Origin of the sequence: Escherichia sp. 10290 (genome assembly GCF_030295155.1) — a bacterium.
GTDB lineage: Bacteria > Pseudomonadota > Gammaproteobacteria > Enterobacterales > Enterobacteriaceae > Escherichia > Escherichia coli_F.
The window spans coordinates 5273289-5299155 of the sequence record NZ_AP025741.1 but is presented as its reverse complement, the minus strand read 5'-3'; the positions used below and the strand labels follow the sequence as shown (position 1 = coordinate 5299155).

Here is a 25867-nt window from a genome sequence, read left to right as displayed (position 1 = left end):
AGAAACAGGAGGGGCATGAGGTGTTTGTATCATGTTTTCAGTTGGTTAACGTAATGTAATCAGGCATTTCCCTGGCAGACTGTTCAGAAGAAAATCCAGTTCCATACAGCGCGGGCAACAGAGACCACCGTGTCACGGACGGCTCGCAGAACCGTGCGTGCAACAGAGGCAATACAGACGCTCTCCGCCGTGTCAAATATCCGGTCCACCGCACCGGTAAACTGTTCACGGGCCTGAGACCGGACAGATTCCGTGCGCAGCTCGTCCTGCAGGCGGGTCATCAGGGGACTGGCGGCATGGTCGGGAAGTGCTGTCATGAGCGCACTGACCAGCGTATCCAGTTCCCAGCCGGTGCGGGCCGATACGGCAACAACCGGATGTACGGGCCGGAACAGCCGGAATACCGCCTCCGTTTTCTCGCGAATGTTCTGTGCCTGTGCGGGAGAAGGCTGAATGCCGGCCACATCCCATTCATGGCAGGGCTCCGTTTTATCGGCCTGCGTCACCACAAACAGCACCTGCTGATGTCCCCGGTGCAGGATGTGTCGCCAGAAATACTCATCCACAGACAGGGCACGGTCATCGGCTTTAATCAGCCACAGTACCAGGTCAAGTTCAGGCAGAATGTCACGGTACAGGGCTTCATACTCTGCATCCCTGTCCCGGCTCTCACCCACCCCGGGCAGGTCAGTGATAACCATGTTGTGACCATGGCCACTCAGACGGAAGCGCCGCACTTCCCGGGTGCCGGCGTGAACATCACTGACCGGGGTGACCTCCCCCTGAAACAGTGCATTACAGAGTGAGGATTTACCGGCCCCGCTTTTCCCCATAATGCCAATCACGGGTTCGTGGCTGGTGAGTTTGCGCAGATGTTCCAGGATGTGACGGGAAAGTGAGTAAGGCAGGGAGGAGAGCGGTTTTTCAATTGCCTCAATGGCATCAGACGGATTCATACATGTATTCCCGGTGAAAAAAGACAAAACCCCGCGCACCGGAAAGGTGGCGGGGGATTCACGGAGATAATATCTGTCTGAGATTATTTAGAATGTAACAGGTAATGAATTACTTCCTTCGCTTGTGTTCAAGATATTTTTCTGTAATCAGCATTTCAAAAAACTCTCCTGTTCTCAGACCGTAAACAGTTCTGAGTTCATCAAGCATTTCTTTCGCATTGCTTCTTATATGTATATTAATAGCCTTTTTACCATCATTCCGATATTTGTCTTTTTGTTTTTTTTGATGCCAGGCATGATTTATGCGTGTTCTGAACAGTTCAATGGTATCAGGTGCCTCTTTCCATAAAGCAAAGGCGACGAGAGAGGCAAGATAATATTCTTTCGTTGAAGATGGTATGAACCACCGGGTCACCGGGTTATGTACCGGATGTGTTTCATCCTGTTTTTGTTTCAGTCTTGTCCAGAACCACTGACACATTTCATCATCGTCAGGAAGGAGCCACTTAAACTTTTGACAAGCGCTTTTATTTTTAAGCCACGTCTGCCTGAGTTCCTCGAGGTATATGCTTTTTGCATTTTTATTAATTAAAGAATGACAGGAATCAAAATATAAAATGATTACTTTTATTCGTTCGTTATGGGATGATGGATTATCCGGAAGGTTACTTTTTTTGTAAGTATTTAACGTTTCATCGGTAACTGTTCGTCTTTTTCTGACTTCAATTCCGTTTTTTATCCCTGATGAATTATGGTTTATTTCCGGGAAATTTGTATGGTCTTCCTTCGACAGATAAATAGTAGTCCAGGTAAAGAAAGTCGCAAGTTCGTCAGTTTTCAACCAGAGAAAACTCTCTTCAGGCAGTATTGCCTGCCCTGCAATAATTTCAAGTTCATTAATTTCTTTGCTGAGAGCTTCTTCTGCAGTCGAACCAAAAACACCAAAAGAATTGTTTGAAGTATTACAATACTTTTCTTTTAAAAACGCATTAACATTTCTGATACAGTTTTGTGGGTTGTCAGGCGCAAACTGAGGGAATTCATTGGGGTATTTGTGATTCAGATATTCAGCATAAAACCGACATTTACGGGGATCTTTGCATTTGATAAGCATCTGTTCGTTATTCATTATCTCACTCCATGGCGCCTCTCTTATAACAAAATCGTCTCAATTTTATTTTGTCACTAAGTGATTATCAAATGTTTTTGTTGTGATTTGTTTATGTTTTTAAATGTTTATGTCATGTTATCAGTGTTTTTATATAAAGATACATTGATGTTTTTATGATGGTGAAAAATAATATTTTATTTTATATTCATTAGGTTATGCTTGTTTGTTCTGCATTTGGGGGATGACAGAAAAGAATGGGCTGTGTTGATCACATGCGCCGTATGCGCTCTCCAGGTTACAGGGCACCTCAATATTCAGTGTTTTCCTGTTGATTGGTGTTGTTAATCTTATGTTTTAGTTTTGTTTTAGTTTTGTTTTAGTTTTGTTTTATTGTGTGGTTGTAAATGTTGTATTTGTTTTGATGGTCGGGAAAGAAAAAAGAAGGCTATGATGCACTAATCAGGCAATATTTTCGATGCCGGTTGAGTTAGAAGAACAGATAGAGTGGACAGGTGTTATGTTAATAATTTACTGCTGACAGCATTCTTATTTTAATAACAGGTGTTATTATTTAGGGATTTATACAGATGATACTCCCGCTAAATAGTCAGGTGATGATGGTCGTTGAGTGGTTTTATAAGATACGTATAGCCCTGTAAAACTTATTAATTCAACGCTGACTACTGTTTGTTGATATATCTGTATTCGGGAAATGTCATAAAAAATGTCACGTTGTTTACAGAATCTTTTGTTTTTTAGTTTCTGATACGCAATGACTAAGCAGGAGGACTCACTTTGTTTATGTGCTGACCGTGATCGTCAGTGGAGATGAACGATTGACTCTTACACTGAAAAATATACTCTCTTGTATTTTATCGTTTATCTGCATGAAATAAATAATCTTCAGCATTTTTTATGTGAATTTTATCATCTTACCCTGAATGTTCATTTTATCAGTGTGATATTCCATTGTTTACTGATAAAATTAACCGATAAATGATCTTGTTAAGATTGCCAGAATGACAGTTTTCGCTGATTCCGTGCAATGGAAGATGTGTTATATCATCTATTTAAGCAATAAGTTTAATACAGATTTCAGAAGATGTGTTGGTGAGTTGATGACTGATTTTCAGAGGGGTATGGGAAAGTGTATGGGATCCCATAAAGAAAAAATCGTTATTGTTCAGTTGACGTATATTTCCGGGTGATGGCTCCAGTCAGCAGAACATGTGTTTTTCGATGAATGACCCAATAACTTTTTCGTGAATTTCCACGGAGCGTGAAAAGCAAATCGTTTTCCGGTTCAGCCGTTTGATGCGGGAACGGAGTGTCAGATGGAGGTGCTCAATGCACCGGGTAAATATCAATACGATTTGAGGAACCATTTGCTGGTTGATCTCTTTCCGATAGCATTGGATGCAGAAATAACCACATCCAATGTAAATAAGCATCAATTGCACAGAAGCAATATACCTGCGACCCTCTCCGGAAATTCCGGTATCACTGGCTACGTACCGTTTTCAGCAGAACGAAATGCGGCGAGGGTCATTTGGCGGACTGCCACAGATAGCCGTCCGGTTGTGTGCAACGATGAGGAAGGAATCCCGGGAGCGTTATGAATCAACAGGCGTATAACAGATACTCGTCAATCATCAGTTCAAGCTCGCGCTTTTCCCGTTTGCGCGCCACAGCCCAGCTTTCAAGCTCTGCGTGTGATTTATGCTTTAACTCTTCAGTCCAGGGCTGCATGGAGTGGGCACACATCAGATCATACCAGCACAGCCATATCAGCGTGTGGTAGAGATCGCGATCTTCGAAACGCCGGAGCAGACTGTTCAGCCTGTTTGCCAGCCGGCTTTCGCCCAGACGATGTAGCTCACTGAGTAAAACGCCGCCCAGATTAAAATGCGTAAGCAGCATGATTTCATGGGTCTGAATGCTGGTCATTAACCCTTCCTGAATGGCAGGAATGAACGGTGGCGTTCCCGGGTTGACGACCTGATAGAGTCCCTGTGGTGCCACTGAGATGATGGTGCCTTTTTCCGGTAGAAAAAAGTGGGCCAGGGTCAGGCGGTGATAACCATGAAGATGCGGAGAGCCCATTCCATGAGCGACAATAAACCGGGTTACACTTGCCATCCATTTCTGATGCTGAATTAGCAGCAGATCACACCGGTTTTCAAGTTTTTGCATAATATTCTCTCCTTTAGCACGCAGCAGAATGCTTCCGGAGGCCGGATAGTGTATTCGCTGCGGTTGAACGGATAACGGTCAGTAATTACGGACGGGATTGTGCAATACGCGCCTGCAACCAGGCTTCCACTTCACTTTTCAGCCATCGGGAGCTGCGGCCGAGTTTGATGGGGGCCGGAAAGGCACCATCTTTGATGAGCTTATAAAACCACTTATCGGTTAAGCCGGTCAGTTGAGTGATAAACGCCATGTCGACCATCTGGTCATCCATCAGCGAAACTGGGGTCTTCATGAAAATGTTCCTCCGGATGTTGTTAATCTCAACCGGCGTTGGTGATGAAAACGACGCACCACCTTCACCGGCATAACAACCGGGGAGAAACGTAAAAAAGTTGAGGAATATTCCTGCCAGGAGAGAAACTGTTGTGTACAGGCAATACAGGTTGTCTGTTTTGTCAGTGAAGCCGGTATAAACGGAAGATGATTTTGTGTTGCCGGAATATGGGATGGCGTTTTGCCGTGACGGGATCAGTATTTTCAGTGATGATTATTACTGCGCAGGGGAGTATCGGAGATAAACCACGCCCTGTACCTGCCAGAGCGGTGGTTTGTATTTACTGAACGGAAGATAAAGCAGAGGTAAACACTGTTGCGGTGAACGGAGAAGACTGAAATTATTCTCTGTAATTACAAACAACAGTGATCTGATCCGGTTTTTTTACCGTTAAGGGTTTCCGGGGATCAATTTTATAGACCGGGGTAATGACCACGCCGGAATTTATGGAGAAAAGCGGGATCCAGCAATAAACGTCCGGATATTTCTGTGTCTCCGGAATACCTTTTGCGCCAGAGGCCATCAAATCTTTAACGCTCACGAAAAATGACTGCCGCAGATCAAAAAAGTACTCGTCATATATCACGTCTTTTGCCAGCAGGATGACTGCATTACCAACAGCCGCTTTTACAGGTGTTTCACCGGATGGATTATCGTGATTGTATATTGTTCTTTCAATATAAATAAAACAGGCATATTTTGCCTTCTCCCCGGACAGTTGCATCTGGTATTCGCAAATGTCTTTGATACGCCGGCTTTCAACCCGTCCAATCATCTTATCCCGGCGATAGTGTCTTTTATGTTTCAGCGCGTATAGAACACCATTTGAACTGTCAAACTCCAGGATTCTTCTGGTGAAAAGTTTGTTTTCCCAGATTTCCAGACAATACTTCTCTGCACTGACGACATTGCGTTTGTGAGGAAGATCCCGTTGATACACTCCATTTAATAAGCGTGACTGCAGTTTGCCTGCAAGTTGATAATAACAGTTAATATCGTTAAGGACAGGTGCTGTGGCGCTGAGTAATGCGTCGATTACCTTAGAGCGCGAAAGTTTGTGGGTATGACAGTACTCATCCACAATTCGCAGCGTCTCATCACTGGTCATATTGAAAGTTATACGTGTTGTCATGATGAAGTTTTCTGTTAATCATATTGGTTGATATGCATAACATTCCATAAAAAACACTGTTAATTCATATAATTAATTTTTTGTGTGTTTTGTCATTGAGTGGTGGAAAGCAGGGTTACTGCCACTGTACTCAGCATAACTCTATCACATAGAACCACAGAAAATGAAGCATTGCTCAGGGGGGAGGTACTTATACGAGTTCTCTGAACCGTGATAACCAGTATTTTTCATTTTGGGTGATTTGTCGTTACAGCTACAGGCAGTTCATGTACTATTAAAAAATAATTAAGGTTAATTAGTATTATTTATAGAAGTATGGTTATGTAAATGAACCCTGTAATTCTGTAATTCCACCTTGTAACCCAATCCTGTAGACGGATCTCTCATAAAGATATGCTCATAGAAGTATCTGTACAGAGATATTCTCTGTAGTAGTACTTGTAACTCTGTCCTTAACTCTCTCTGCTGTAATGTAATCTCGTAACACCTGAATATAAATCTGTCATGTACACACACTGACTGTAATGTACTTTGTTAAGTAATGCCTGTTGTGTGGAGGCTATTCTGGCTAAATAAGAGTATGAATCGTCAGTGTCAATAGTGTGGATAACGGTGGTTGAGGGAGAACTGTTAATGATCTGCTCTTGCAACTCACCTGATGAGTATTAGTGGTAATACATAATCTTACTCGTAAAAAAGTATACCTTATGCCATTAAACAGCCTTCCGGAGTGTTGTTTACTATCCGATTGCCTCTGTTACTTCTGTAATGCATTAATACGTGTAACGCTATGTTACTTGTAATATCTGGTTATGGCGTTATGCCTTCAGCATTTAAAATATTTTGATTATCGAAGAGACAGGAAAGTGGAAAGACTTCCGGGATGACGTCAGAATACGTTATTCTAACGGTATTATGTTAACGTTAATCACAGCACAAAATAACGAGAGGATAATGGAAGTTAAGACCAAAGAAGACTGGCTATATCAGTTTCGTCGTTGTTCATCCCGGGAGACACTGGAAAAAGTGATTTCCCACACGCGTTATAAACTTACCCCTGCGGAGCTGGAAGCTTTCAACTCTGCGGTCGATCACCGGCTGGCAGAACTGACCATGAACAAACTTTACGATCGTGTTCCCGCTTCAGTCTGGAAATATGTTACCTGATAAATGTTTCTGATGAAGTACAGTCGTCACAATGACATCACTTCAGAAGTTATCTGCGCTGTGATTGACTGTCACGTATGCCGTTCTCTGTATGTATGGTTCTGCTACCCGGGTGTGGTCTCACTTCCTCTGTGGCGCCCGGGGAGTTGTGAACTTGCACGTCTCCGTGCGATAACGTTTTCTTCAAAAATTACGCCAGCGCTTCTTCCTGTGTTACAGAACACGAGGAAGAAACATGAATACTTACAATGCCAATCCCGGTTACGAAATGGATCCCCAGCTCCTGACGCACTTTAATCAGCATCTGGATTCATTATTCGGGGTCTATTCGAAGCTGTTACCGTTCAGAATGGATTTTGCTTACCGAAAAAACACATTCAGCTACGGATGCGCCTGCAGGTACGCCATGTGCGCGGAGATGCTGCAACTGATTAACGAGGTGGGAGATAAACTGGTCGGGTATGCCTGGGTAATGGAATATACGGAACGTAAAGGGCTTCACATTCATTTTGTGGGCTATCTGAACGGTCAGAGCCACAGGAGTTCGTATCTGGTATCCAGATTGATGGGAGATATCTGGAGGCGGGTTACCGAGGGTGATGGTTACTACCACTGGTGCCGGTTTAATAAAAATTATCCGGTAAACATTAACCACGTCATTCACTATTCAGACCACAAAGCGGTGAATGCTTTACGCTATGCCATTAGCTACCTTGCCAAACGAGAACAGAAAGAATGTGGCATCGTTCTTGGTTGCAGCAGGCTTCCTGAAAAAAGTCACCGGGGGCGACCGCGACTGGACAGCACCCTGCCGGGGATATGTTCTCAGGTATAAGGTTCTGAGCGACAACTGCGGACTGGCTCTAATCTTTGCAGTCGGTTCCGGAGGCTACTTCAGAGGCACTATGCATTTTTTACGATGTGGTTACTCCGTATGAACGAAACCATACGGAGACTTAACCATACATGACACACCAGTAAAACCCCTGATGGCTGCAACGGTGCTGCATGCGCTGGATGTCCATCTCTGCTTGCTGACAGTTTTTTACGTCGGTGGGCCATTGTGTGACAACCACAGTGCTGTAACAGCAGCCTGCCTGTTTTACCTTAACCCCATTCCAGATTTTTAACTGAACCGCCATTCACACCCTGACCACGCTGCCCGTACCGGGACGGTTGCTGCCTGCGTGTCGTCTGGCGGCTGAGGAATATGACGATGTACGCAAAATCTTTTCTCGCATTCGATGGCAACGGACGCCTGACCGGTGCCCGTACTGCACAGGCCGCACCTTATGCTAACTACACCTGCCACTTGTGTGGCAGTGCACTCAGATACCATCCGCAATACGAAACTGAACTTCCCTGGTTTGAACACACTGACGACAGACTGACAGAGCACGGTCAACAGTGCCCTTATGTCAGGCCGGAGCGCAGAGAAATACAGTTGATTAAACGTCTGCAGCAATTCGTACCGGATGCCTTACCCGTGGTGCGTAAAGCCAGCTGGCACTGCAGACAATGCCAGCACGATTATTATGGGGAGCGGTACTGCACACACTGTCATACAGGGCGTTTCAGTGAGGAGGCAGTGGCAGGATGAACGGTCTAAAAACGGGGCTGGGGATCACGCCGGGTGAGCACATTATCAGTGCCGATTCTGCGCTCAGCAGAAATATCAGGCATTGTTTCTGCCTTTCCTGTCGTGGTCGGTTGATTTTGCAGACAGATGCTCAGGGGGCGTGGTTTGAGCATGATTTACATGCCCTGAGCGAGCAACAGAAGGCGGCCTGTGTGGTGCTGAATCCGGAAAAATCCCATCCTTACATTGATGATATGGCGATGTTTTTTTCGCCATTACCTGTCGTGCTGGAGTGGCATTGTGTGATGTGCGGGCAGCATTTTCCCGGGAAAAAGTTCTGTGAAGCCTGTGGCACGGGGATCTATTCCAGAGCGGTATGTACAAAGTATGTTTACAGCTACCAGCCAGACTTGTTCCAGGACTGTGGAAGTGCGAGCACTTAATCCGAAATGCCCGGTCTGCGCAGGGCGTTCAATCCAACTCGACGAACATCTTCCAGTGTTGAATTAGCTGATAGCTCCTCCATTTTTTGTAAAGAACAGTTATACAGGCTTATTTGAACAGCTCTCTTTTTATTCAAACACAGCCAACAATACTCAGATGTAAGTATTTTTATATTCATGAATGGAGAGGCAAGGTCTGATGAATTTAATTACAGAACGTTCTTGAGCCATTGTCCTCTCCAGTTCATTAAAATAGTTACTACGTTAATTCACACCCAGCGCCTTATAAACAGCATCAACCGGGTCTGAGTAAAAACTCACCTGAAACTTGGTAAATAACTCTGCCGGAACCGTTGGAATATCCATAGCCGAGGACATCGGCAACAGAACCCGTTTTGCACCGCTGTCGAAGGCGAGCTGTAAACTGGCGGCAAGATCCTGCACCGGGTTAATTACCCCACCAAGCGTCATACTGCCCAACACCACCATCTGTTCCTGCACCGGTTTTGCCAGCAATATCGAACATAAAGCGATAAGCGCAGCAAGACTGGTTGCGGTGCTTGGGCCAGTATTATGCAGTTCAACGACATGAAGGTGATATTCATGATCGGAGAATTTCGCGGCCGCGCTTACCCGATTCAAATTGCCTTTGAAGTAATCGAAACCGACGCGGATAGCTTCTTTCGCGGAGGTATTTGAACCCAGACCCGATACACTATGCTTACCATTACCGGCAGTCATCTGCGTTTCGAAACGATACAACCCGGTCATGCCGCTTTCTGCCTGAGTAACCAGATGCACAACGCCCGGCTTTGGCATTCCGGCAGGAATAAGTTCGCTGCCGCCCTGTTCCGGTACGCTTACAAAAAACTCTTCCAGCGTTTCGTTATCGATGTAGCTAAAGTTCACATCGAAGAACTCCAGACCGCCCAGTTTTTTAAGTTGCTCTTTCACGCGGCGACGAACTTCCATCGCATAGGTCAGGCAGACTCGCACATCTTCTTTGCTGTACGCGCCATCGGGATGCATGAGTTTTAACAACCCCGACACGGTACGTCGAACGGCAATAACGTCACGCTGGTTGAGGTTGTTACCCAGCTTAAAGAATTTATCAATCGCATCAGAGAAACTGCGTTTGCGCATTTCGCGCATATATTCAGCGAGATAATCCGTAATCAGCCCGTAACGGTTGGTAAAGAATTCCGGGCGCATTTTGGGGATTTCCCAACCGGGAATATAGGCATGAAAGCGGTCGAAAAATGCAGTATCAATCATCGCAGCCGGAAATGGCGCCAGCAAATGGCTGGTTTTAACGAGTGTCTCTACGCTTTGATTAATGTTGCCGACGAAAACCATCGACGCTTTACCTTCAATCGAATCTCTGCCGCGAGAGAAAGATCCTGACGCCATATAATCTTTCATGATTTGCACGCCGTCTTTATCTTTGAAAGTGATCCCCGCGACTTCGTCAAACGCTACCACATCCCACATGCCAACAAGGCCGATCTGGCGACTGGCCATGTTGTAGAACAGGTTGGCAACGGTCGTTTGCCCGCCAGAAACTAACAGGGAGTTAGGAGAACACTCTTTATACACATGGCTTTTACCGGTGCCACGCGGCCCCAGCTCGCAAACGTTATAGTTGTTCTCCACGAACGGGATCATACGGGTGATAAGGTGCCATTTGGTGCGTTGCTCAATATTGGCGGGCTCCATACCCACCGAGCGCAGCAGCACATCGATCCACTGGTCACGGTTAAAGTGTTTACGCGCATCGAACACTTCTTCCATATCCATATTCGGCATCTGGATAGGCTTGAGCGTCATCAATGAGAAGGGTGAGGTCTTCTGCCCTTCTTCAAAGAAATAGTTAACGGTAATCATGCACCAGATACCGCCCGTCAGTAGCTTCTCGTTGTCTTTAACCATCTGTGATGGCACCAGCGCGTCTTTGATGCCGAGGTTAGAAAGCTGGGCTTCGTAAACGTCTTTTTTCTGGTTCAGTTTCACCGACACTTTATCGATGATTTTGTACGAACCACGCTCGCGGATCAGCGACTTCACTTTCTCTGCTTCATCCGGGCGCACATAGTTATCAGCCAGAATACGCTTAACGTTTTGCAACCCTTGCTCGACCACGTCGTCATCGTCAGAGGCGCAGTACATGCCGAGCAGATACTCAAGCACATACACCGGGACGTTTGCCCCTTCCTTGAGTTGCTTGGTGAGATCTTTACGCACCACACGACCAGCAAAATGCTGGTTCAGCAGGGCGTCCAGATCGTAACCCTCGGAGGCTATTTCCCCTGCGGATACGCCTGAAACAGGTAAATCATGATGGGTTTGCATATCGCCTCACTTAGAAGAAATCATCCTGGAACGCCAGATCGATAATGACCGGGTACTTCTGATACCCCGTTTCCGTTTGTGCGTCTTCCAGTATCAACCAGTACTCATTGCGACGGTTGAAGTTAGCGCCAATCAGCTTCAGCGTAACTTCGCGTACGCGTTTTTCCATGGTGTTGTTATCACTATCAAAGCTGATGCGCTCTTTGCCCGACACCACATTATTAGCGTTATCTACAATGTAAATGTTCAGGATACGCGGTTCATAAAGTTCGCCCACCGGATGCGTCTGCAATAGGCTCACTTTATCGATATTGTTCACCAGCTTAATCATCGGATGGTAAGCGACAATATCCACCGGGCGGCGCTGCGGCTGTTTTTCTGCGGCGGTTTTTTGCAGTGCTTTTATCTGCAATACCGGAACACAAACCTCCTGCAACATGGTGCCGCCATGAACGAAGCGCGCGCCGCCAGAGAAATGGAAGCGTTGGATCCCTTTCGGAATCAGGAACTCGCTGTTGTCGCTCACGCCTGCGGTATCTGCTACTTTACCTTTCCAGCAAAAATCATCGGCGGGAAGCTGATGGCCGATAATAAAGCGTTTGTGGTTCTTGATAGTGTTTTCCGGCTTAATTTGCAGAGTGGTTTTATCCTGAACCGAAAGCGCCTGTTGCTGGAACAGGAAACCGTGATCCGCCGTAACAAAAATGCGTGTGCCGTGGAGACGGTTGATTACTTTGGTGACTAAATCTTTCAGTTCAGTCACCGCCGTGCGGCACGCTTCGAAGGTTTTATCTTCCGTGGATGCCGTGTCGCCGGTGGCATCAATCGTGTTATGCCAGATATACACCACTTCGTAATCGCGAATAAGGTCTCGCCCTTCCTGGTTTTTTAACTCCAGAAGGTCCTTCGATTTTATCGCCATTCCCTTATAGTTCTTCAGAATGGTATCGCGGTTAGGAATACCCGAGGTCGACAGCCCATCAGCATAAACGATGTCGCCGTTACTTGGTTGATAGCAAAGTTGTTCATGGGGCAGCAACGCCGCCATTCCCAGTTGGGTGTAGCTGGGGAGCACGCCGAGCTGCGAGCGCAGTTCTGCGGTAAAGCGTTTCTCGGTATTGATTTGATTCCCCAGCTCCTCCGCCACTTCATAACGCAGGGCATCGGAAATTATCACGAACACGCGTTTGATTTGCGGATTTTGGAACTGCGGCTTCACCACCTCATTGAAGAAGTTCTGCTGACGCGGCACGCCAGGGATTTGCCACGCCTGCATACGATTTTCCGCTTCCAGCACTTCGTTCCAGTTACGGCTTAACTCTGCCAGATACCAGTTGCTGTAGAGCGCCTCGATATAATCATCCAGGCTCTTGAGGATCATCGCCCCTTTGCTGTGAACCAGCAGGGCATATTCATTAAACAGGCGATAAGCCTGGTCGAAGCGGAACAGTTCTTCGCAGTAGGCTTTCCAGAAGGTGGCGCTGTCCTGGTAGTGGAAACCATCGATGTGGCGATTGCGCAGGTTCAGCAAACGCTCTGCCTGGCGCAGCGCGTCATAGATGGCGTAATACTCAGGTTGTGTCTGGCACCAGTATTTGCTCTGGCGTTCAGAGAGCAATTTTTTAAAGGCTTCCCGATCGAGCGTGGTGCTCTCTTCCAGCAGCTGCGTTACCAGCGCATGAATAATGGTTTGTTCGATGCTGAGGGTGGTTTCGCATTCGTGCAAATCATACGGCGAGCTGAGTCGGTAATGATCTTCCGGGTGCAGGGCGGCCTGCATTTGCTGAGCGCAGTAGTCATAAGCGTCTTTATAGCGACGATCGGCACGCCAGGTCACCATAAATGCCAGGGCGGATGCTCTGCCGGATGGCGTCAGCAGGACATTTTTTTCCAGCCAGGCGCGCTGCTGTGGGTCGGCCTGGGCAGAGAGATCGGTACAAAACAGTTTCAGGAGCAGGTTTTCCAGCGATGGCTCCTCTGCCTGGTAGCCCATTTCGTGGTTGAGCATTTCCCACAATACCGATTCCAGACCGTGGCGTTTCATCATCGCCTGCGTGTTTTCCAGTTCGCTGTCGTCTTCTGTTTGTTGGTTAACGTACTGGGTAATCAGGTTGAACAAAATGTCTTCGGTTTTCGCGGTCTTTGCGCCAGCGATCACCGCAATCATTTTCTTATCCAGCGAGGCTTCATCTTCCTGTTCTGTTACCAGGTTTTTCAGCGCCTGCGTACGTTTAGTGCTGAAGAAGGCCTTGCGTCGCTGAATATGCTCGCGCAGGCCAAGCTGCGGAATGCCCAGCGTGTTCAGGGTGATGGCGGCAAAATCGGCATGGAATTCGCCGCTGTAAAGGCGGATATCCAGCAGCCAGTCTTGTTCATGAGGCGGCGCATCATGGGGGAACCACAGCAGGAACTGCTGTTCTGGCTCATCAATCTCGATGCGTTTTTTCACCTCCAGCTGTGACGCGTGGGTCATGTTGATTAGCGTAACGTTTTCAAGCTTGAGCTGTTCCAGTTCCTCAATAAAACGTTTATCGGGATCGTGCCAGAAAACGATGCGATGTTCGGCAAATTTAGCTTTAAGGCCAGCAATAAAGTCCTGATTTTGCAAGTTCACAATCCCATGTTGTTACGATGAATAAGAAAGCGCCAAAACGCGAAAAGGAGATTTTGACACGGTGGCGCATTTTATCATGAAGTGAGGTGGAGAAATGCCAGCAGCGGCGCGTTTCCCGGTGGTATTTGCCACCGGGCAGAACCCGGCGGCAGGGGAACGCATCGTCTGGTTTAGATCACCTCTGGGGCATTGCCGGTGATGGCTTTGACATCTGCCAGCAGATCGCCAAACTTGCCGTAGTTAACCTTAACGCCATCGTCGAGATCAATACTGATTCTCATATCAGCATAGTGACGCAGGCGGTCGTCATAGCTACGCAGTTCGCTGAATTTTTTGATCAGGCTGTCGCGTTCGCGTTTCAGACGCGTAGTTTCGCCACCAGAAGCCTCATCAAGTTGATCGTTCAGGCGATCGATATTGGCCTGATAACGCGCCAGCAGCGGCACCACATATTCGGTACGCATTCTCGACAGCGTGGCATCGTTATAGCGATGCAGATACACCAGGCACTCAAACGCTTTCTCTTTACCGGAGCTGAATAGCCAGTAGATTGGACGCTTTTTATACATCTTCATATGATCTTTCCAGAACTGAGTGGAAAGATAGCGGCGAATGGTCTCCAGCGCAGATTCGCCTTTTTTCGGCTTGATCGCGTATAAACAGAGACTTTCGGCGATAAATTCGAGGTTTTCCTGCAGGTGCTCTTCACCCCAGACGGTGCGGACAAACTCTTTGATGCGAGAGGTGACGTCGTCCTCAAACCACTCGTCATCCATCAGCGGCAGGATACCGTCACTGTCGGCTGGGAAGGTTTTGTAGGCACCTTCGGCGACGAGATCGGCGAAGCCTTTGTTGCCTTCGTGGGCGTAGACAAGGCCTTCGCGATCGAGGGAGTAGCGGCCCATCATGCAGCCTATAGAATAGCTTAAAAATTCAAATGCTGTATCCGATCTTTTTCGAAATTGAATTATTTTTTCATCCGAGTCGTTGTATCGATAGAAAGGATTACATAATAAAGTGATATTTTTATCCGAGTGAATGGGATTTATTTCCTCATTTAAACCGTAAGCTTTTATAAAGCAGTTATCATTCTTATTCTCAAGTCTTGCCATTAACATTACTTTATTAGAGTCACTTTCCAATAGTTTTTCATAACTATCTTTGATGTTTTTTTTATGGGTTTTTAAAAGAGGGTTGACTTTATAATCCCACGATGTTTCATAGCTATTCCAGTCACTTTTAGAAATATCAATAAGAGACTTGACAGTATCCTCTATCTCGGTAGGAAATGTCTTTGGTAATGGAAGCCTTACAATATCTGCTATTTGCAAATTAATTGTAGGGTTAAGTAATTTTAAAAGTAAAGATGCAGGCTGAGAATTCATACAGCCCAAGATGAAATATCTTGTTTTTTCATCGGCAAATACACCTGGGCCGCCAGAGTCATATAGTGCGCCGGATTCGATCCAGCGCATGCTAAACGGACCACTAGTTATATATGAAAAACCAACGGAGGGTTTAAAATAATAAGGAATATTTACTATTGTACGCGTATAGGAACTATTAATAGATTTTGCATAAGTGATGACATCACGTCCTTGCTCCTCCCAGTTTACCAAGAACTCCATATAACCATACCACTTACGATACCCACCTCCCTTACTGTAAGGGAACCATTTAGCTAAAGACGAAGCTGCTTCTTCATGACTTAGAGATGACAGTGAAGTTTTTTTCTGAGAAACCTCTGGCCAAAATCTTAAAAACAACTCATTATTTGACGTTGTCATTCCCCTTTTAACATCAGAAATATCATTTAAAGATTTAGCACCAACAAATGAATTTATCAAGGCTGAGCTAACCCAGTATGCAATAGGAGAACCCGGTATTTTTTTAAAATTGTCTGGCTGCGCTTCATAAAACCATCCACAATTATGGTGTTGTATCGCTTCAAGAGTTTTGGGACCTTGGTTTGATGCACCACGAAAATCAGAGAGGCGGATATAGCTACCAGTAAAATGGTTAATATGACCTTTCTGTAATGTGAATGTGCAAATTGGCACAGTTGCACCGTCAAAGCCTGAATATTCAAGCTGCACAAGCGATGTAATAATTTCTTGCTCTATCAGTTTTTTTCTTAATTCTTCGTACGTAGTGATAAACATCCAGACAAATGGCGTCATGAATCCAAGTTGAGCCCCTTGTTTTGAAAGCTCTAAGTTTCTGACTATAAAGGCTGAAAATAAATCCTTATCATAACCAGTAAAATTATCTTTAAGATGTTTTTTTACACTTAATGATTGGTATTTGCTTCCCATATACGGCGGATTCGCCACCACCGCATCATATCGCTGTGCCAGAATCCACGCCTGCTGAATAAACGGAATAAACGCTTTTGCCGCAGCCTTCTGCTGGAAATCACCTTCCTGTTCCAGTCGATACAGCGCATCGAGAAACGCCTTCAGTTCCGCTTCTTCTTCCTGCGGTACCTGAATCAGTGAGCCCAGCGTTTTTGCATTCACAAAGCGTTTCAGCGTGCGCATCAGCAGCTGATATTCTGCGCTGTCGGTTTGGGTTAACGCGTTATTTTCAGCAAACATATCCCCCATACTGCCGGTTTGTACCTGCTGGTGGAAATTGAGCTGCTGCCAGAGTTTGGCGATATCCAAATGCAGGCTTTCCTGCAAAGAAACAATATTCAGACGCACATCACGGGTAAATATTCTGCGGTCATCCTGACGAGCCATCATTAATAATGCAAAACCGGAAAGCTGTGCTGCGCGGTCGTCGATATCAAGACCAAAAATATTATTTTCCAGAATCAGTTGTGGAATATCACGCCCGCGATAACCACGCTCTTCGTAGATATTTTTCAGCACATTATAGGCTTCAATCAAAATATGACCGGAACCGCAGGCCGGGTCGAGCACTTTAATACTTTCGGGTTCAATGCTGGCTGGGGTAATCGCCGCCAGCTGCGCCTGCACTTCCGGCGTTTGCTCCGCAGGCTCAATGTAGTACTCCATTTTGTCTTTCAGCGGCGAGTCCGGGTAGGTCTGCAACCACTGGCGGCCAACGGAGTTCTGTACCAGATACTGCACAATCCAGTTTGGCGTAAACAGCTGGGTGGCGGCAGGAATATCTTCGCTCTTCACCACTTTGCCAATCACGGCATCTTTCTTTTCCGAAATATAGAACTGATACAGCCAGCCGATAACCTCTACCTGCTCCCAGTCTTCTTCCGGAATATCATCAACCAACCCACGCAGAATGGAGTCGGTACGGGTCAGGTTATCCGGCAGCAGCAGTTCCGCTTCGTCATCTACCGCTTCAAACAGGAACGGCATCGCGTGGTGCAGGGCGTGGCACTGCCCCAGCAGCAGTTCACGGTACAGAACTTCATCCTGATTACCGGAAAGCTTCATTTCAACCAGCTGCGCTTTATTTTCCGGCAGCAGAGCTTCTGCCACTTCCGGTACATGATCCAGCACCTCAAACGCGGCCGGGGTTTCCGGGTGGGATAACATACGGAAGCCGTGATCAAGATAACCGTGCAGCTCCATATAGCGAATTGCACATAAGCGGTTAAACCAGGTGTAGGCGCAGTGCTCAACCAGCACCTCAAAACCCTGCTCACGGGCGCGTTTTACCAGCCGTTCGCGGCGGGGAAGGGTCGATAACGGGTAATCAAACTGACCGTAACGCACGGTCTCGCCAATGGCTTCGGCCTCGGCAATCTGCAAATTGCCTTTTTTATCTGAAGTGATCCCAAGCGTCGTTAGCTTCTGGATCACCGCATCGCGGAAATCGTTACGGGCCTGTGGGGCATATTTTTTGATGTTATTGGTATTCATAGAAAATCCTGCAAAGGGCAGCAGAGTGCTGCCCTGAAATGGGAGTTACTGAAGGCGAATGCGATCGCCTGCTTTAATGGCGGCCAGCAGCGTTGTGCGTAACGTGTCGAGCGCCTTTTCCACCTGTTCGGTCGTTTCCAGAACCTCACCACCGGTGGCATTACGCATCTCACTGGCAACATTCACCAGATGCGTTTTTTTCGGTACCGGTTGGATAACGGGTTTTTCTACCACAACATAAGTCTGTTCTGACTCGGCAGCGCGTTTGGCTTCATTTGCTGCCCGGAGTTGTGCTTCTTGCTTTTTACGCAGCTCGTCGATCCACAGGTTAATCTTTTTATCTGCATCCATTTGCAGCGCTTTTGTCTCTTGCTGTTCCGCCAAAATTTCCGGAATCGACTGGCTGACTTCAGCGCGTTTTCTGGCTTTTTGCATCGGCAGCAGAACGCTGTTTTGCAGCTCTGACGTGGCGTGCGCTTCCAGCAAGCGTTGACGACTTTCCTCAATGCGGGCGTCAATGCGTTCGAGGGCGTGCTGGCGGTGCTGTTCGACTAACTGATGGTTGACGTTCTGGACCTGTTCAACCAACGGCGTGATACGATTTAGATGCTTATAAGGTTCCTGCATTTGCCAGATGCTTTCCAGCTCGCCCAGCGCTTTAACCGCCGCGGCGTCTTTTTCCAGCGCGCTGCGGTTAGATTTAAAGCTGCCATTCAGCGCAGCCCCCAGTTTTTGCCAGGTGGCGAATTGCTTACGGTAGAAATCGACCAAATCTTCACGATCTTCGCTGAAATCCAGAAGTTCATCTTTCAGCGATGATACTTTTTCGATCAGGGCAAAATCTTCTTTCTCATTAAGAATGGCATTAAGCAGGCGCAGACCGGATTCAATCTCGTTTTTCCCCGGATTGTTTCCGCCCTCTGCCTTGGCGCGGAATACGTTCAGCTCTTGCTTCCACTCTTCAAATACCTGACGAATATGTTCAACCAGCGCCGGCTCTTCCCGTTCGTTAAACGGCTGCTGAGCGATGTCAGCCATGGTTTGCGCGGCTTTACGCACCTGCGTTTCATCATGACGGCGAACTTTATGCAGACGCAATTCGCTATGGCGGCGGCTGTTATTAAATAACTCCCACGCCTGTTTTCGCTCGACGTTGTTGTTTTGCTGGCTGAAGCTAAACTTACCTTTGCAGGCCAGACGGGCTACCAGCAGTTTCACTTCGTCTTCGGGCCAGCCATAAGGGCGACGCGCGAAATGGTTCAGAATATCGCGTAAATACACCGGTTTATTGTATTCGATATTCATGCTGATCCAGGTTTCTACCTCGCGCATGGCGTCGGGGTTGGACTCTTCGAGGTTACCGAGATCCAGTTCGGTGTCGTTCTCAACCGTCAGTAATGCATGAATTTCACGGGAGATGTCACCGTTAAAAGGCCGCAGCATCTTCAGCTTGCCGAAGGTGTTTTCAATCACGTAACGGCAGGCTTCATCGACAATGTTCGATGGCGTGGAGGATTTTTTCGGTAAGCGCTCGCCAATCGCCCAGACATCTGCTTCTGCAAGTAGTGATTCCAACTGAACACGGAGTAATTTTTCCCGGTTGCTGTTTTCACGCGCTTTTTCTGAGAGCAGGGTAGCCTGTTCCGGACGTTGCCCGGCGTTATCTTTGAGGAACTTTTCAGTCTGGACGACTAAATCAATATCGCTCCAGGTACGGCCCTCTTCGGGCAGACGAATCAAAATACAGCCGTCGCCTTCTGACGTATAAGGGCGACAGGTCGCATCGCTGTTATAGAACGAATAAGTCGGATCTTTAGGGGTCAGGATCTTCACCACCAGATCGTTAAGCACTGCGCCGTCTAATGGGTGCCCGTTCAGGAAGCGACTGATATCAAAGTCTTGCTTGTTAGCCGGATAACGATATTTACGGCTTTTCAGAATGTCATCAAAGATGATCGATGCCAGTTTTTTGTTGATCGCAGAGAAATCGACATCAACGTTACGGATCTCGTTTTCGATCTCTTTCTCTTCGTTGGTCAGGAACACATATTTATCTTCAACGCGCGCAATGAGCATCAGGCGTTCAAGCGTGTTCAGACTTTTTTCGACCCGGCGGCGCAACTCAACTTTATCGGCATCGATCCTATCGATAGACAATGTGACCAGGTTATCCAGGGTGCTTTTCAGCGTTTCCACATAGCGGATCAGGAACAGCGTTTTAAGCAGGTTGCCATCGAACTCATCAAGAATGCCATTCTGGCAAGCCTGAGTGATGGTGCGGCTAACGGCAGGTTCCAGGAAGCTCTCAATGGCGGCATAGAAGCGCCAGAAAGGCACCAGAGAATCCAGCCCTTGCGCTGAGATTTGCTGCGCCGCAGTCTGGAATGCCTCCAGCTGAGAACGCTCACCCATGGCCAACTGTTTACCCGCTGCACCTTTCGTCCGAATAGATTCAAACACTTTTTGCAGAATCTGATAGTGCCACGGGACAAACGGGTAGTTGTCAACGAACTCTTCTTCGCTGGTAAAAGGACGTAGTGCAGTAGTTGTTGTAGGGTCAAAAGCCAGCTGGTTACGCAGGATATCGCCTTTCTCTTGCCACACTTTTGCCAGCGCCGCTTTTGCTTCGTCAGTCTTGACCAACAAACGTTTCTGGATAACTTCTGATGTGTTAGAGCTGGAAAGTTGCAGGCGTGTAGAAAAGCGCCCCTGGATCTTGGAGAAGTCCTGTCCGTCGCGACTGCTCATACCACCGATTGCCGCGTTGATATCGGCCTGCGAAGTCACGATAACCCATGCGCGACCACCGCAGATTACCCCAAGGTTTTCAGTAATAGTCTGCAGCTTCAGCATCATTTGCGTATTTTTGCCAATGAACTGACCGACTTCATCCACCATAAAGAGGATGTTCTTACCATTATCATCCAGCCACTCTTTTACCCACTGGCAAAAATTATTGATATCCAGCGGGAAGTTTTTGTCGAGTTGTTCCACCCATTGACGGGAGGCTTCAAGACTCTGCTGCGTAGCCTGGCTTAATGCTTGTGCCATGTCATCGCTGATGAAGTAGTAAGCGTCGCGCTCGTCTTCCCAGCGTGAGCCATTGATATCGGCAAACGCGGCTTTAAAGGTTTCATACTGACCGCGTTTATCCAGTTCGCGCTCAAGATGGGCAATATGCGGAAAATCAGCGCAGTAGCCAATGCGTTCGTTGAAAACTTTCAGGAAGACTTTAAGAATGGCATCTTCTTTGTCATCTACGTTGGCACGCGAATCAATATTGAACAGAATGACTTCAGTTGGGTAATGCACCGCTTTGTTAATATCGGCAAGGAATAATGCATCTTTGATTTTATCTTCAAAGAAGGAGTAAGCATTACGTTCCGTTCCGTTATGTGTAACTTTGCGGTTAGATAAAAGATAAGAAAGAATCTTAATAAAGTGCGATTTACCTGAACCGAAGAAGCCTGAAACCCATACGCCGATCTTGTTTTCCATACGGATCCTTTCCGGGCCAGTGGCAGGAACATAGGATTCGAAGAAATGGCGAAGATGGTTTTCCAGTTCGCGGGTGATGACATATTCATCTAACTCGATGTACGCGCTGGCATCATCGGTTTGCTCTGCTTTGACTACCCCGTTTATATTTCGTTTTAGAGGTTTTTCAAAAATCTGTTCAATATTCATTGCTATGCTCTTCATTGAGGATTCAATGTTGCTGCGGGTCCCGTATCTGGTACCAGTCTGAAAGCGCGATAATAATTTTGTGAGCCGGTGTCTGTGAGCGGGGAAAGGTTGTACCCGCTGTAGGTGCCAGGATAAAACATCAGCAGTGGGGTGAACCCCATGACATCCTGCAAGGCACTCATCAGTTCATGACCGCGTACTAATGGCCAGGCGTTGCCCATACCGGTAAGAATGACAAAATCCAGGGAAGCCAGATCGACTTTTTTCGCTATAAAATCAGCGATCTTTTTCTGATTTAACGGACCAGCAAGCTGCTTTTTCAGCGTCTCAGTACCCACTTTGACTTCCTGCTGGCAGACGCGCTCGAAAAGGCCGCGTTCATTGAGCATATCGATGATGATTTGGAAGACATTCAGACAGGCAAATTTATGGTCCTTTTCCAGATGCCGGAGCAGATATTTCAAATGCTCCCGTACCTGCAGTTCGCACTGCGCGGGATAATCAAAGATCCAAAAACCAATTTCATTTCCGGAGCCGTTATTTTTGAGGAAGCGATCTTCGTTAATGCGACTCTGGATTTGAGACAGGCGATATTCAAGAACGGGATCTATCACCGTTTTCCCTCCAGAATAGATATCAAGTCCTGTTGCCCCAGGCGCTGTAACACTGCCTGAGTTTCCGGTAAAAGGTAAACTGCCTGCAGGTTACGTCTGCGGGGCGTATCCACATAACCCGCTTCAGCAAGCGCCTTCACCAGATTGTTTCCCATTTTTGCAATAGATGAATCTGAGTAGCTGGCGAGTACCGGATGTTGGCGAACCTGGCTATTAACAAATTCGTTCCAACTATTGCCAGGCAACTTTTCCTTGAACTGCCTGCGCAGATCGTTCACCACTTCAGCCAGAAAATCCTTAACTACCGGCGAATGTAGCGTCAGAGCCACAAACAGAAGTTGTTGGCGTTCCCGCTCACTACCTTCGGCAATCAATGTCCACGCGCTTTTATCAAGCGTGTTCAGGCGAAGCCTGATTGTTGCCGCGTAACGTTTTGCGGTGTTAGGAGAAGATGCTTGTAAAATGTTGTGGCCAACAATTTGCTCTTGCCATGTCTGTTCATCGGGATCGGTTAGCAACAGTTCGGCAATGACGCGGCTTTCCCTGCTCATGAGCGGTCCGCCCAGCAAGTCTCCTATCCATGCCTTGTCATTTTTAATCATCGAAAAACCCTCTGAAGACTGGAATGCAGCTCGCAAAAAACAAAAAGTGATTGTAATGGGGGACCGGGCGAGATGCCATGAGAAAAGGCAATTTGTGAGAGGGATGATCGCGTTATGTACAACACATAAACGGTTTTGGCGAGAGTCATGCTTTAGCCATTTCTATAAGTGAGACTGGAAATGACCCTATATGATTCCCATTTAGTGCATCAGCTTAATCGATTACAGCTCAGGAAATAAAATTTTTACTGTGTTAAAGTCCCTGTAAAATCAGTTAAAAAAGGAAGATAAACGTGGCGCTGTACAATATCGCAAATAAAGAACTACATGCTTTAGAAAAAACGACCTTTACTCTGGAAGGATTACAGGAACGTTATGATTTACAAGAAGCAATCAAAAAAAAATATAGATATTATTGCTCCTGATTGTCTGGTGATTTCCGAAGAGTTTTCTGACTGGGAAGATAGCCGTCGGCGAATTGATTTATTGGCAATCGATAAACAGGCAAATTTAGTGGTTATCGAATTAAAACGAGATGAAACGGGTGCGCATATGGAGTTACAGGCACTACGATATGCAGCGATGATTTCCACAATGAGTTTTGCGAAAGCATGTGAATATTTCCAGACGTATTTGAAAAAACAAAACTGCGATGCCGATGCGAAAGAAAAAATACTTGAATTTGTTGAGCTGGATGAAACTGAGCTTGTTGATTTCGGAAAAGATATCAGAATTGTTTTGGCTTCATCGGATTTTAGCAAGGAACTGACTACCACTGCGATTTGGTTAAGAGATAAGGGGGTAGACATTCGATGTGTTCGTCTGACGCCTTATAGATTTAATGATGATGTTCTGATCAATGCAGAGCAAATCATACCGGTTCCTGAATTGGAAGAATATCAAGTTAAATTTCGTGAAAAACGTGATGAGCAGCTAATTAGCAGTCAGAAAAAAGAGAAGGACTATACGTGGTATATATATAAAGATAAAGAACTTAATAAGCGTAAATTAGCGCTTGAATTATTACGCGATTGGATAAATCAATTTAATCCTGCAAGTTATAATGATTTAATAAATGGGTTAAGTGAAGACTTTAAAAAACGTACGGTTATGCTTGTCGATCAGATACCAGAGAAGCAAAAGAGTCGCTATCATATTAATGAAGATGCGTTGATTACACTTCCTTCTGGTGAAATTGTTGCTATTTCTAATCAATGGGGCATTGTTAATATTGAACTCTTGATTGAGTTTGTACGGCAAAATGGTTTTGTTGTTGAAAAAGCTGAACAGTAAGTTTTGATATTGCTATAAATGTCTACATTTAAAAATGGGGAGAACATTTGTAGCTTTTAATATCTCAATGCAAGAGATGGCAATATTATGGGGGCACGGTATTATCAACCTCACCCCCTAAAAACCTCTTTCCGATGCCACTCCACACCCCCCTCAAAAGGGTAATTTTTACGCACCTGTGGCAACGCAATAGTTTTCCCGTCAAAATCCCAGAATAATCTCTCAACGATCCCTCCGCCGTTTACCACATCCGAGACCAGTACCCGCATATTTTCATCCAGACCAATCGATCCTTTATCAAAGACTTTATGGTGAATTGCGCAAAACGCCAGGCCATTGGGGATTTCACAAGGGCCGCCGTGCTGTTTCCATTTTATATGTGCTCGCAGATTTTCTTCCAAGAAGGGAAGTGATTTTTCCGTTTGGGAAACTATGTCAATCATCTACAATTCCCAAATGGTGAGTCAATTGACATTATGCCTAAAACCACACTTTAAGCTCCTGCTGAGATAGTCCTTCTCTGTCAAATTTTACGCCGAATGCTAAGTGGCTATTTAAAGGGAACGGGTGATTGCGGTGCTATCAGCCGGAATAAAAAAGAAATTTATTGGAGCAGGTTGCTCTTCCCCATGGGGAAGAGCATGTGTGTGAATAGCCTTCTGTCACCTTCTCAGCGGATTGTTAACATTTGCGTATTCAAACGGACTGATACCCTTCTCCCGGTTCGCATCAAGAAAATCGGCCCACCATTGCAACATCAATCGCCGTTCTTCCAGATGTTCTGCTTTATGGATATACGCGGCCCTCACTGAATTTCGCTCCATGTGGCTCATCTGACGTTCAACAGCATCACGAGACCACAAACCTGATTCGATCAATGAACTACAGGCCATTGTGCGGAAGCCATGACCACAAACCTCAACTTTTGTATCATACCCCATGACCCGTAACGCACTATTTACCGTATTTTCACTCATAGGCTTGTGCGAATCGTGATCACCAATAAATATCAAGTCATGAGACCCACAAAACTGTTTTATCTGCTTTAAAATTGCAAGGGCTTGCGTTGAAAGAGGCACTAGATGCGTTGTACGCATTTTTGAGCCTCTATGGGAATGCTTCACTCCAGGAATAGGCTCCCGTTCCGGTGGGATAGTCCATATAGACGCTTCGAAATCGATCTCTGACCAGCGAGCAAAACGCAGCTCACTGGACCGAATAAAGATCAGCAAAGTGAGTTCTGTCGCCCATCGGGTTAGCGGCCTACCAGTATAGCTATCTATTTTTGTAAGCAACTCAGGGATGCGCTTTAATTCAAGCGCCGGACGATGTTGTCGATTACAGGAAGCAACCGCCCCAGCCATCTCTTGTGCCGGGTTATAATCAATTAACCCACTTTGTACTGCATAGCGCATGATGGCTGTAGTGCGCTGTTGAAGACGAGCTGCCACTTCAAGACGTCCAGAGATCTCCACGGCCTTAATGGGTGCTAATAAATCTCGAGTTTTTAACTCAGCGATATTACGTTCACCAAGCGCTGCAAAAAGATTATCTTCCAGACTTTTTAGCACACGATGGGCGTGATCTTCAGACCACTTTTTATTGGTGCTATGCCACTCGATCGCGACTTCTTTAAAGGTTCGTGCTTTACTCTGTTCAACCTTATCATTTTTCTTTTTGTCTCCCGGATCGACTCCATTCGCAAGCAGCTTACGCGCCTCGTCACGGCGTACTCTGGCATCCGCTAGTGTGATTTCAGGATAAACCCCAAGTGCCAACATCTTTTGCTTTCCCTCATAACGGTACTGCAAACGCCAGTACTTAGAACCATTTGGATGGACAAGCAGATGCATACCGCCACCATCAGTCAGCTTATATTGCTTATCTGTTGGCTTGGCTGTTCTGACTTTGATATCTGTTAATGCCATGCGTATTCCCTCCC

16 protein-coding genes and 3 pseudogenes are annotated in these 25867 nt (G+C 46.4%); 5 read left to right on the top strand and 14 right to left on the bottom strand.

The annotated features are described in order from the left end of the window. Nucleotides 1-83 precede the first annotated feature (83 nt). From QUE74_RS26305 to QUE74_RS26280, 6 genes and pseudogenes are all read right to left on the bottom strand, one after another. Nucleotides 84-956, bottom strand: coding sequence for a GTPase family protein (locus QUE74_RS26305; RefSeq protein WP_023145612.1), 873 nt, complete (start codon nt 954-956; stop codon nt 84-86). Between the two features lie 109 nt (nt 957-1065). Beyond that, nucleotides 1066-2085, bottom strand: coding sequence for a hypothetical protein (locus tag QUE74_RS26300; protein WP_023145611.1), 1020 nt, complete (start codon nt 2083-2085; stop codon nt 1066-1068). Between the two features lie 1199 nt (nt 2086-3284). Then, nucleotides 3285-3431 (bottom strand): annotated as a pseudogene (locus QUE74_RS26295) (IS1 family transposase); the annotation flags it as partial. A gap of 256 nt (nt 3432-3687) precedes the next feature. Then, complete coding sequence (locus QUE74_RS26290; protein ID WP_001170555.1) at nt 3688-4260, bottom strand: hypothetical protein; 573 nt, start codon at nt 4258-4260, stop codon at nt 3688-3690. Nucleotides 4261-4345: 85 nt separating this feature from the next. Beyond that, complete coding sequence (locus QUE74_RS26285) at nt 4346-4552, bottom strand: helix-turn-helix transcriptional regulator (protein ID WP_000856891.1); 207 nt, start codon at nt 4550-4552, stop codon at nt 4346-4348. Nucleotides 4553-4934: 382 nt separating this feature from the next. Further along, complete coding sequence (locus tag QUE74_RS26280; protein ID WP_064236807.1) at nt 4935-5726, bottom strand: YagM family protein; 792 nt, start codon at nt 5724-5726, stop codon at nt 4935-4937. A gap of 954 nt (nt 5727-6680) precedes the next feature. Between QUE74_RS26280 and hha the strand changes: the two genes are divergently transcribed. From hha to QUE74_RS26260, 4 genes are all read left to right on the top strand, one after another. Continuing rightward, nucleotides 6681-6893 carry a hemolysin expression modulator Hha gene (gene hha / locus QUE74_RS26275; protein WP_000453333.1) on the top strand — a complete coding sequence of 71 codons (213 nt, stop codon included), beginning with the start codon at nt 6681-6683 and terminating at the stop codon, nt 6891-6893. A gap of 235 nt (nt 6894-7128) precedes the next feature. Continuing rightward, nucleotides 7129-7728: a YagK/YfjJ domain-containing protein gene (locus QUE74_RS26270; protein ID WP_064236806.1), complete on the top strand. Its 600-nt coding sequence runs from the start codon at nt 7129-7131 to the stop codon at nt 7726-7728. A 381-nt stretch (nt 7729-8109) separates the two neighbouring features. Continuing rightward, nucleotides 8110-8493, top strand: coding sequence for a putative zinc ribbon protein (locus QUE74_RS26265; RefSeq protein ID WP_064236805.1), 384 nt, complete (start codon nt 8110-8112; stop codon nt 8491-8493). After that, on the top strand, nt 8490-8915 hold the full coding sequence (locus tag QUE74_RS26260) for a putative zinc ribbon protein (protein ID WP_064143487.1): 426 nt from the start codon (nt 8490-8492) through the stop codon (nt 8913-8915). Before QUE74_RS26265 ends, QUE74_RS26260 begins: the two co-directional genes overlap by 4 nt. 264 nt (nt 8916-9179) lie before the next feature. Here QUE74_RS26260 and brxL read toward each other — a convergent pair whose 3' ends face one another. The 6 genes from brxL to brxA all read right to left on the bottom strand — a co-directional run bounded on the left by brxL (nt 9180) and on the right by brxA (nt 22629). Further along, nucleotides 9180-11264 (bottom strand): protease Lon-related BREX system protein BrxL, encoded by a 2085-nt coding sequence (brxL, locus tag QUE74_RS26255; protein WP_001193073.1) that lies wholly within the window; start codon nt 11262-11264, stop codon nt 9180-9182. Nucleotides 11265-11274: 10 nt separating this feature from the next. Further along, entirely contained in the window at nt 11275-13872 is a 2598-nt protein-coding gene (pglZ, locus tag QUE74_RS26250) for a BREX-1 system phosphatase PglZ type A (RefSeq protein ID WP_286332254.1), read from the bottom strand. A 176-nt stretch (nt 13873-14048) separates the two neighbouring features. Next, entirely contained in the window at nt 14049-17729 is a 3681-nt protein-coding gene (gene pglX / locus QUE74_RS26245) for a BREX-1 system adenine-specific DNA-methyltransferase PglX (RefSeq protein WP_064236803.1), read from the bottom strand. A gap of 45 nt (nt 17730-17774) precedes the next feature. Beyond that, nucleotides 17775-21416, bottom strand: coding sequence for a BREX system P-loop protein BrxC (brxC, locus tag QUE74_RS26240; RefSeq protein WP_286331879.1), 3642 nt, complete (start codon nt 21414-21416; stop codon nt 17775-17777). An 11-nt stretch (nt 21417-21427) separates the two neighbouring features. Beyond that, a complete protein-coding gene (brxB, locus tag QUE74_RS26235) occupies nt 21428-22030 on the bottom strand; it encodes a BREX-1 system protein BrxB (RefSeq protein WP_047644003.1) in 603 nt (200 codons plus the stop codon). After that, the gene (gene brxA, locus QUE74_RS26230; protein ID WP_077907039.1) at nt 22027-22629 is read right to left on the bottom strand and encodes a BREX-1 system protein BrxA; all 603 of its coding nucleotides are present in this window, start codon (nt 22627-22629) and stop codon (nt 22027-22029) included. The genes brxB and brxA overlap by 4 nt, the downstream gene beginning before the upstream one ends. A 296-nt stretch (nt 22630-22925) precedes the next feature. Between brxA and QUE74_RS26225 the strand changes: the two are divergent. Further along, nucleotides 22926-23925 (top strand): annotated as a pseudogene (locus QUE74_RS26225) (hypothetical protein). A 110-nt stretch (nt 23926-24035) separates the two neighbouring features. On the opposite strand, the pseudogene QUE74_RS26220 reads toward QUE74_RS26225, so the two are convergent. Both QUE74_RS26220 and QUE74_RS26215 read right to left on the bottom strand, forming a co-directional pair. After that, a pseudogene (locus QUE74_RS26220) lies at nt 24036-24308 on the bottom strand (HNH endonuclease); the annotation flags it as partial. A gap of 279 nt (nt 24309-24587) precedes the next feature. Beyond that, entirely contained in the window at nt 24588-25853 is a 1266-nt protein-coding gene (locus QUE74_RS26215; RefSeq protein WP_032408829.1) for a tyrosine-type recombinase/integrase, read from the bottom strand. Nucleotides 25854-25867: the final 14 nt, after the last annotated feature.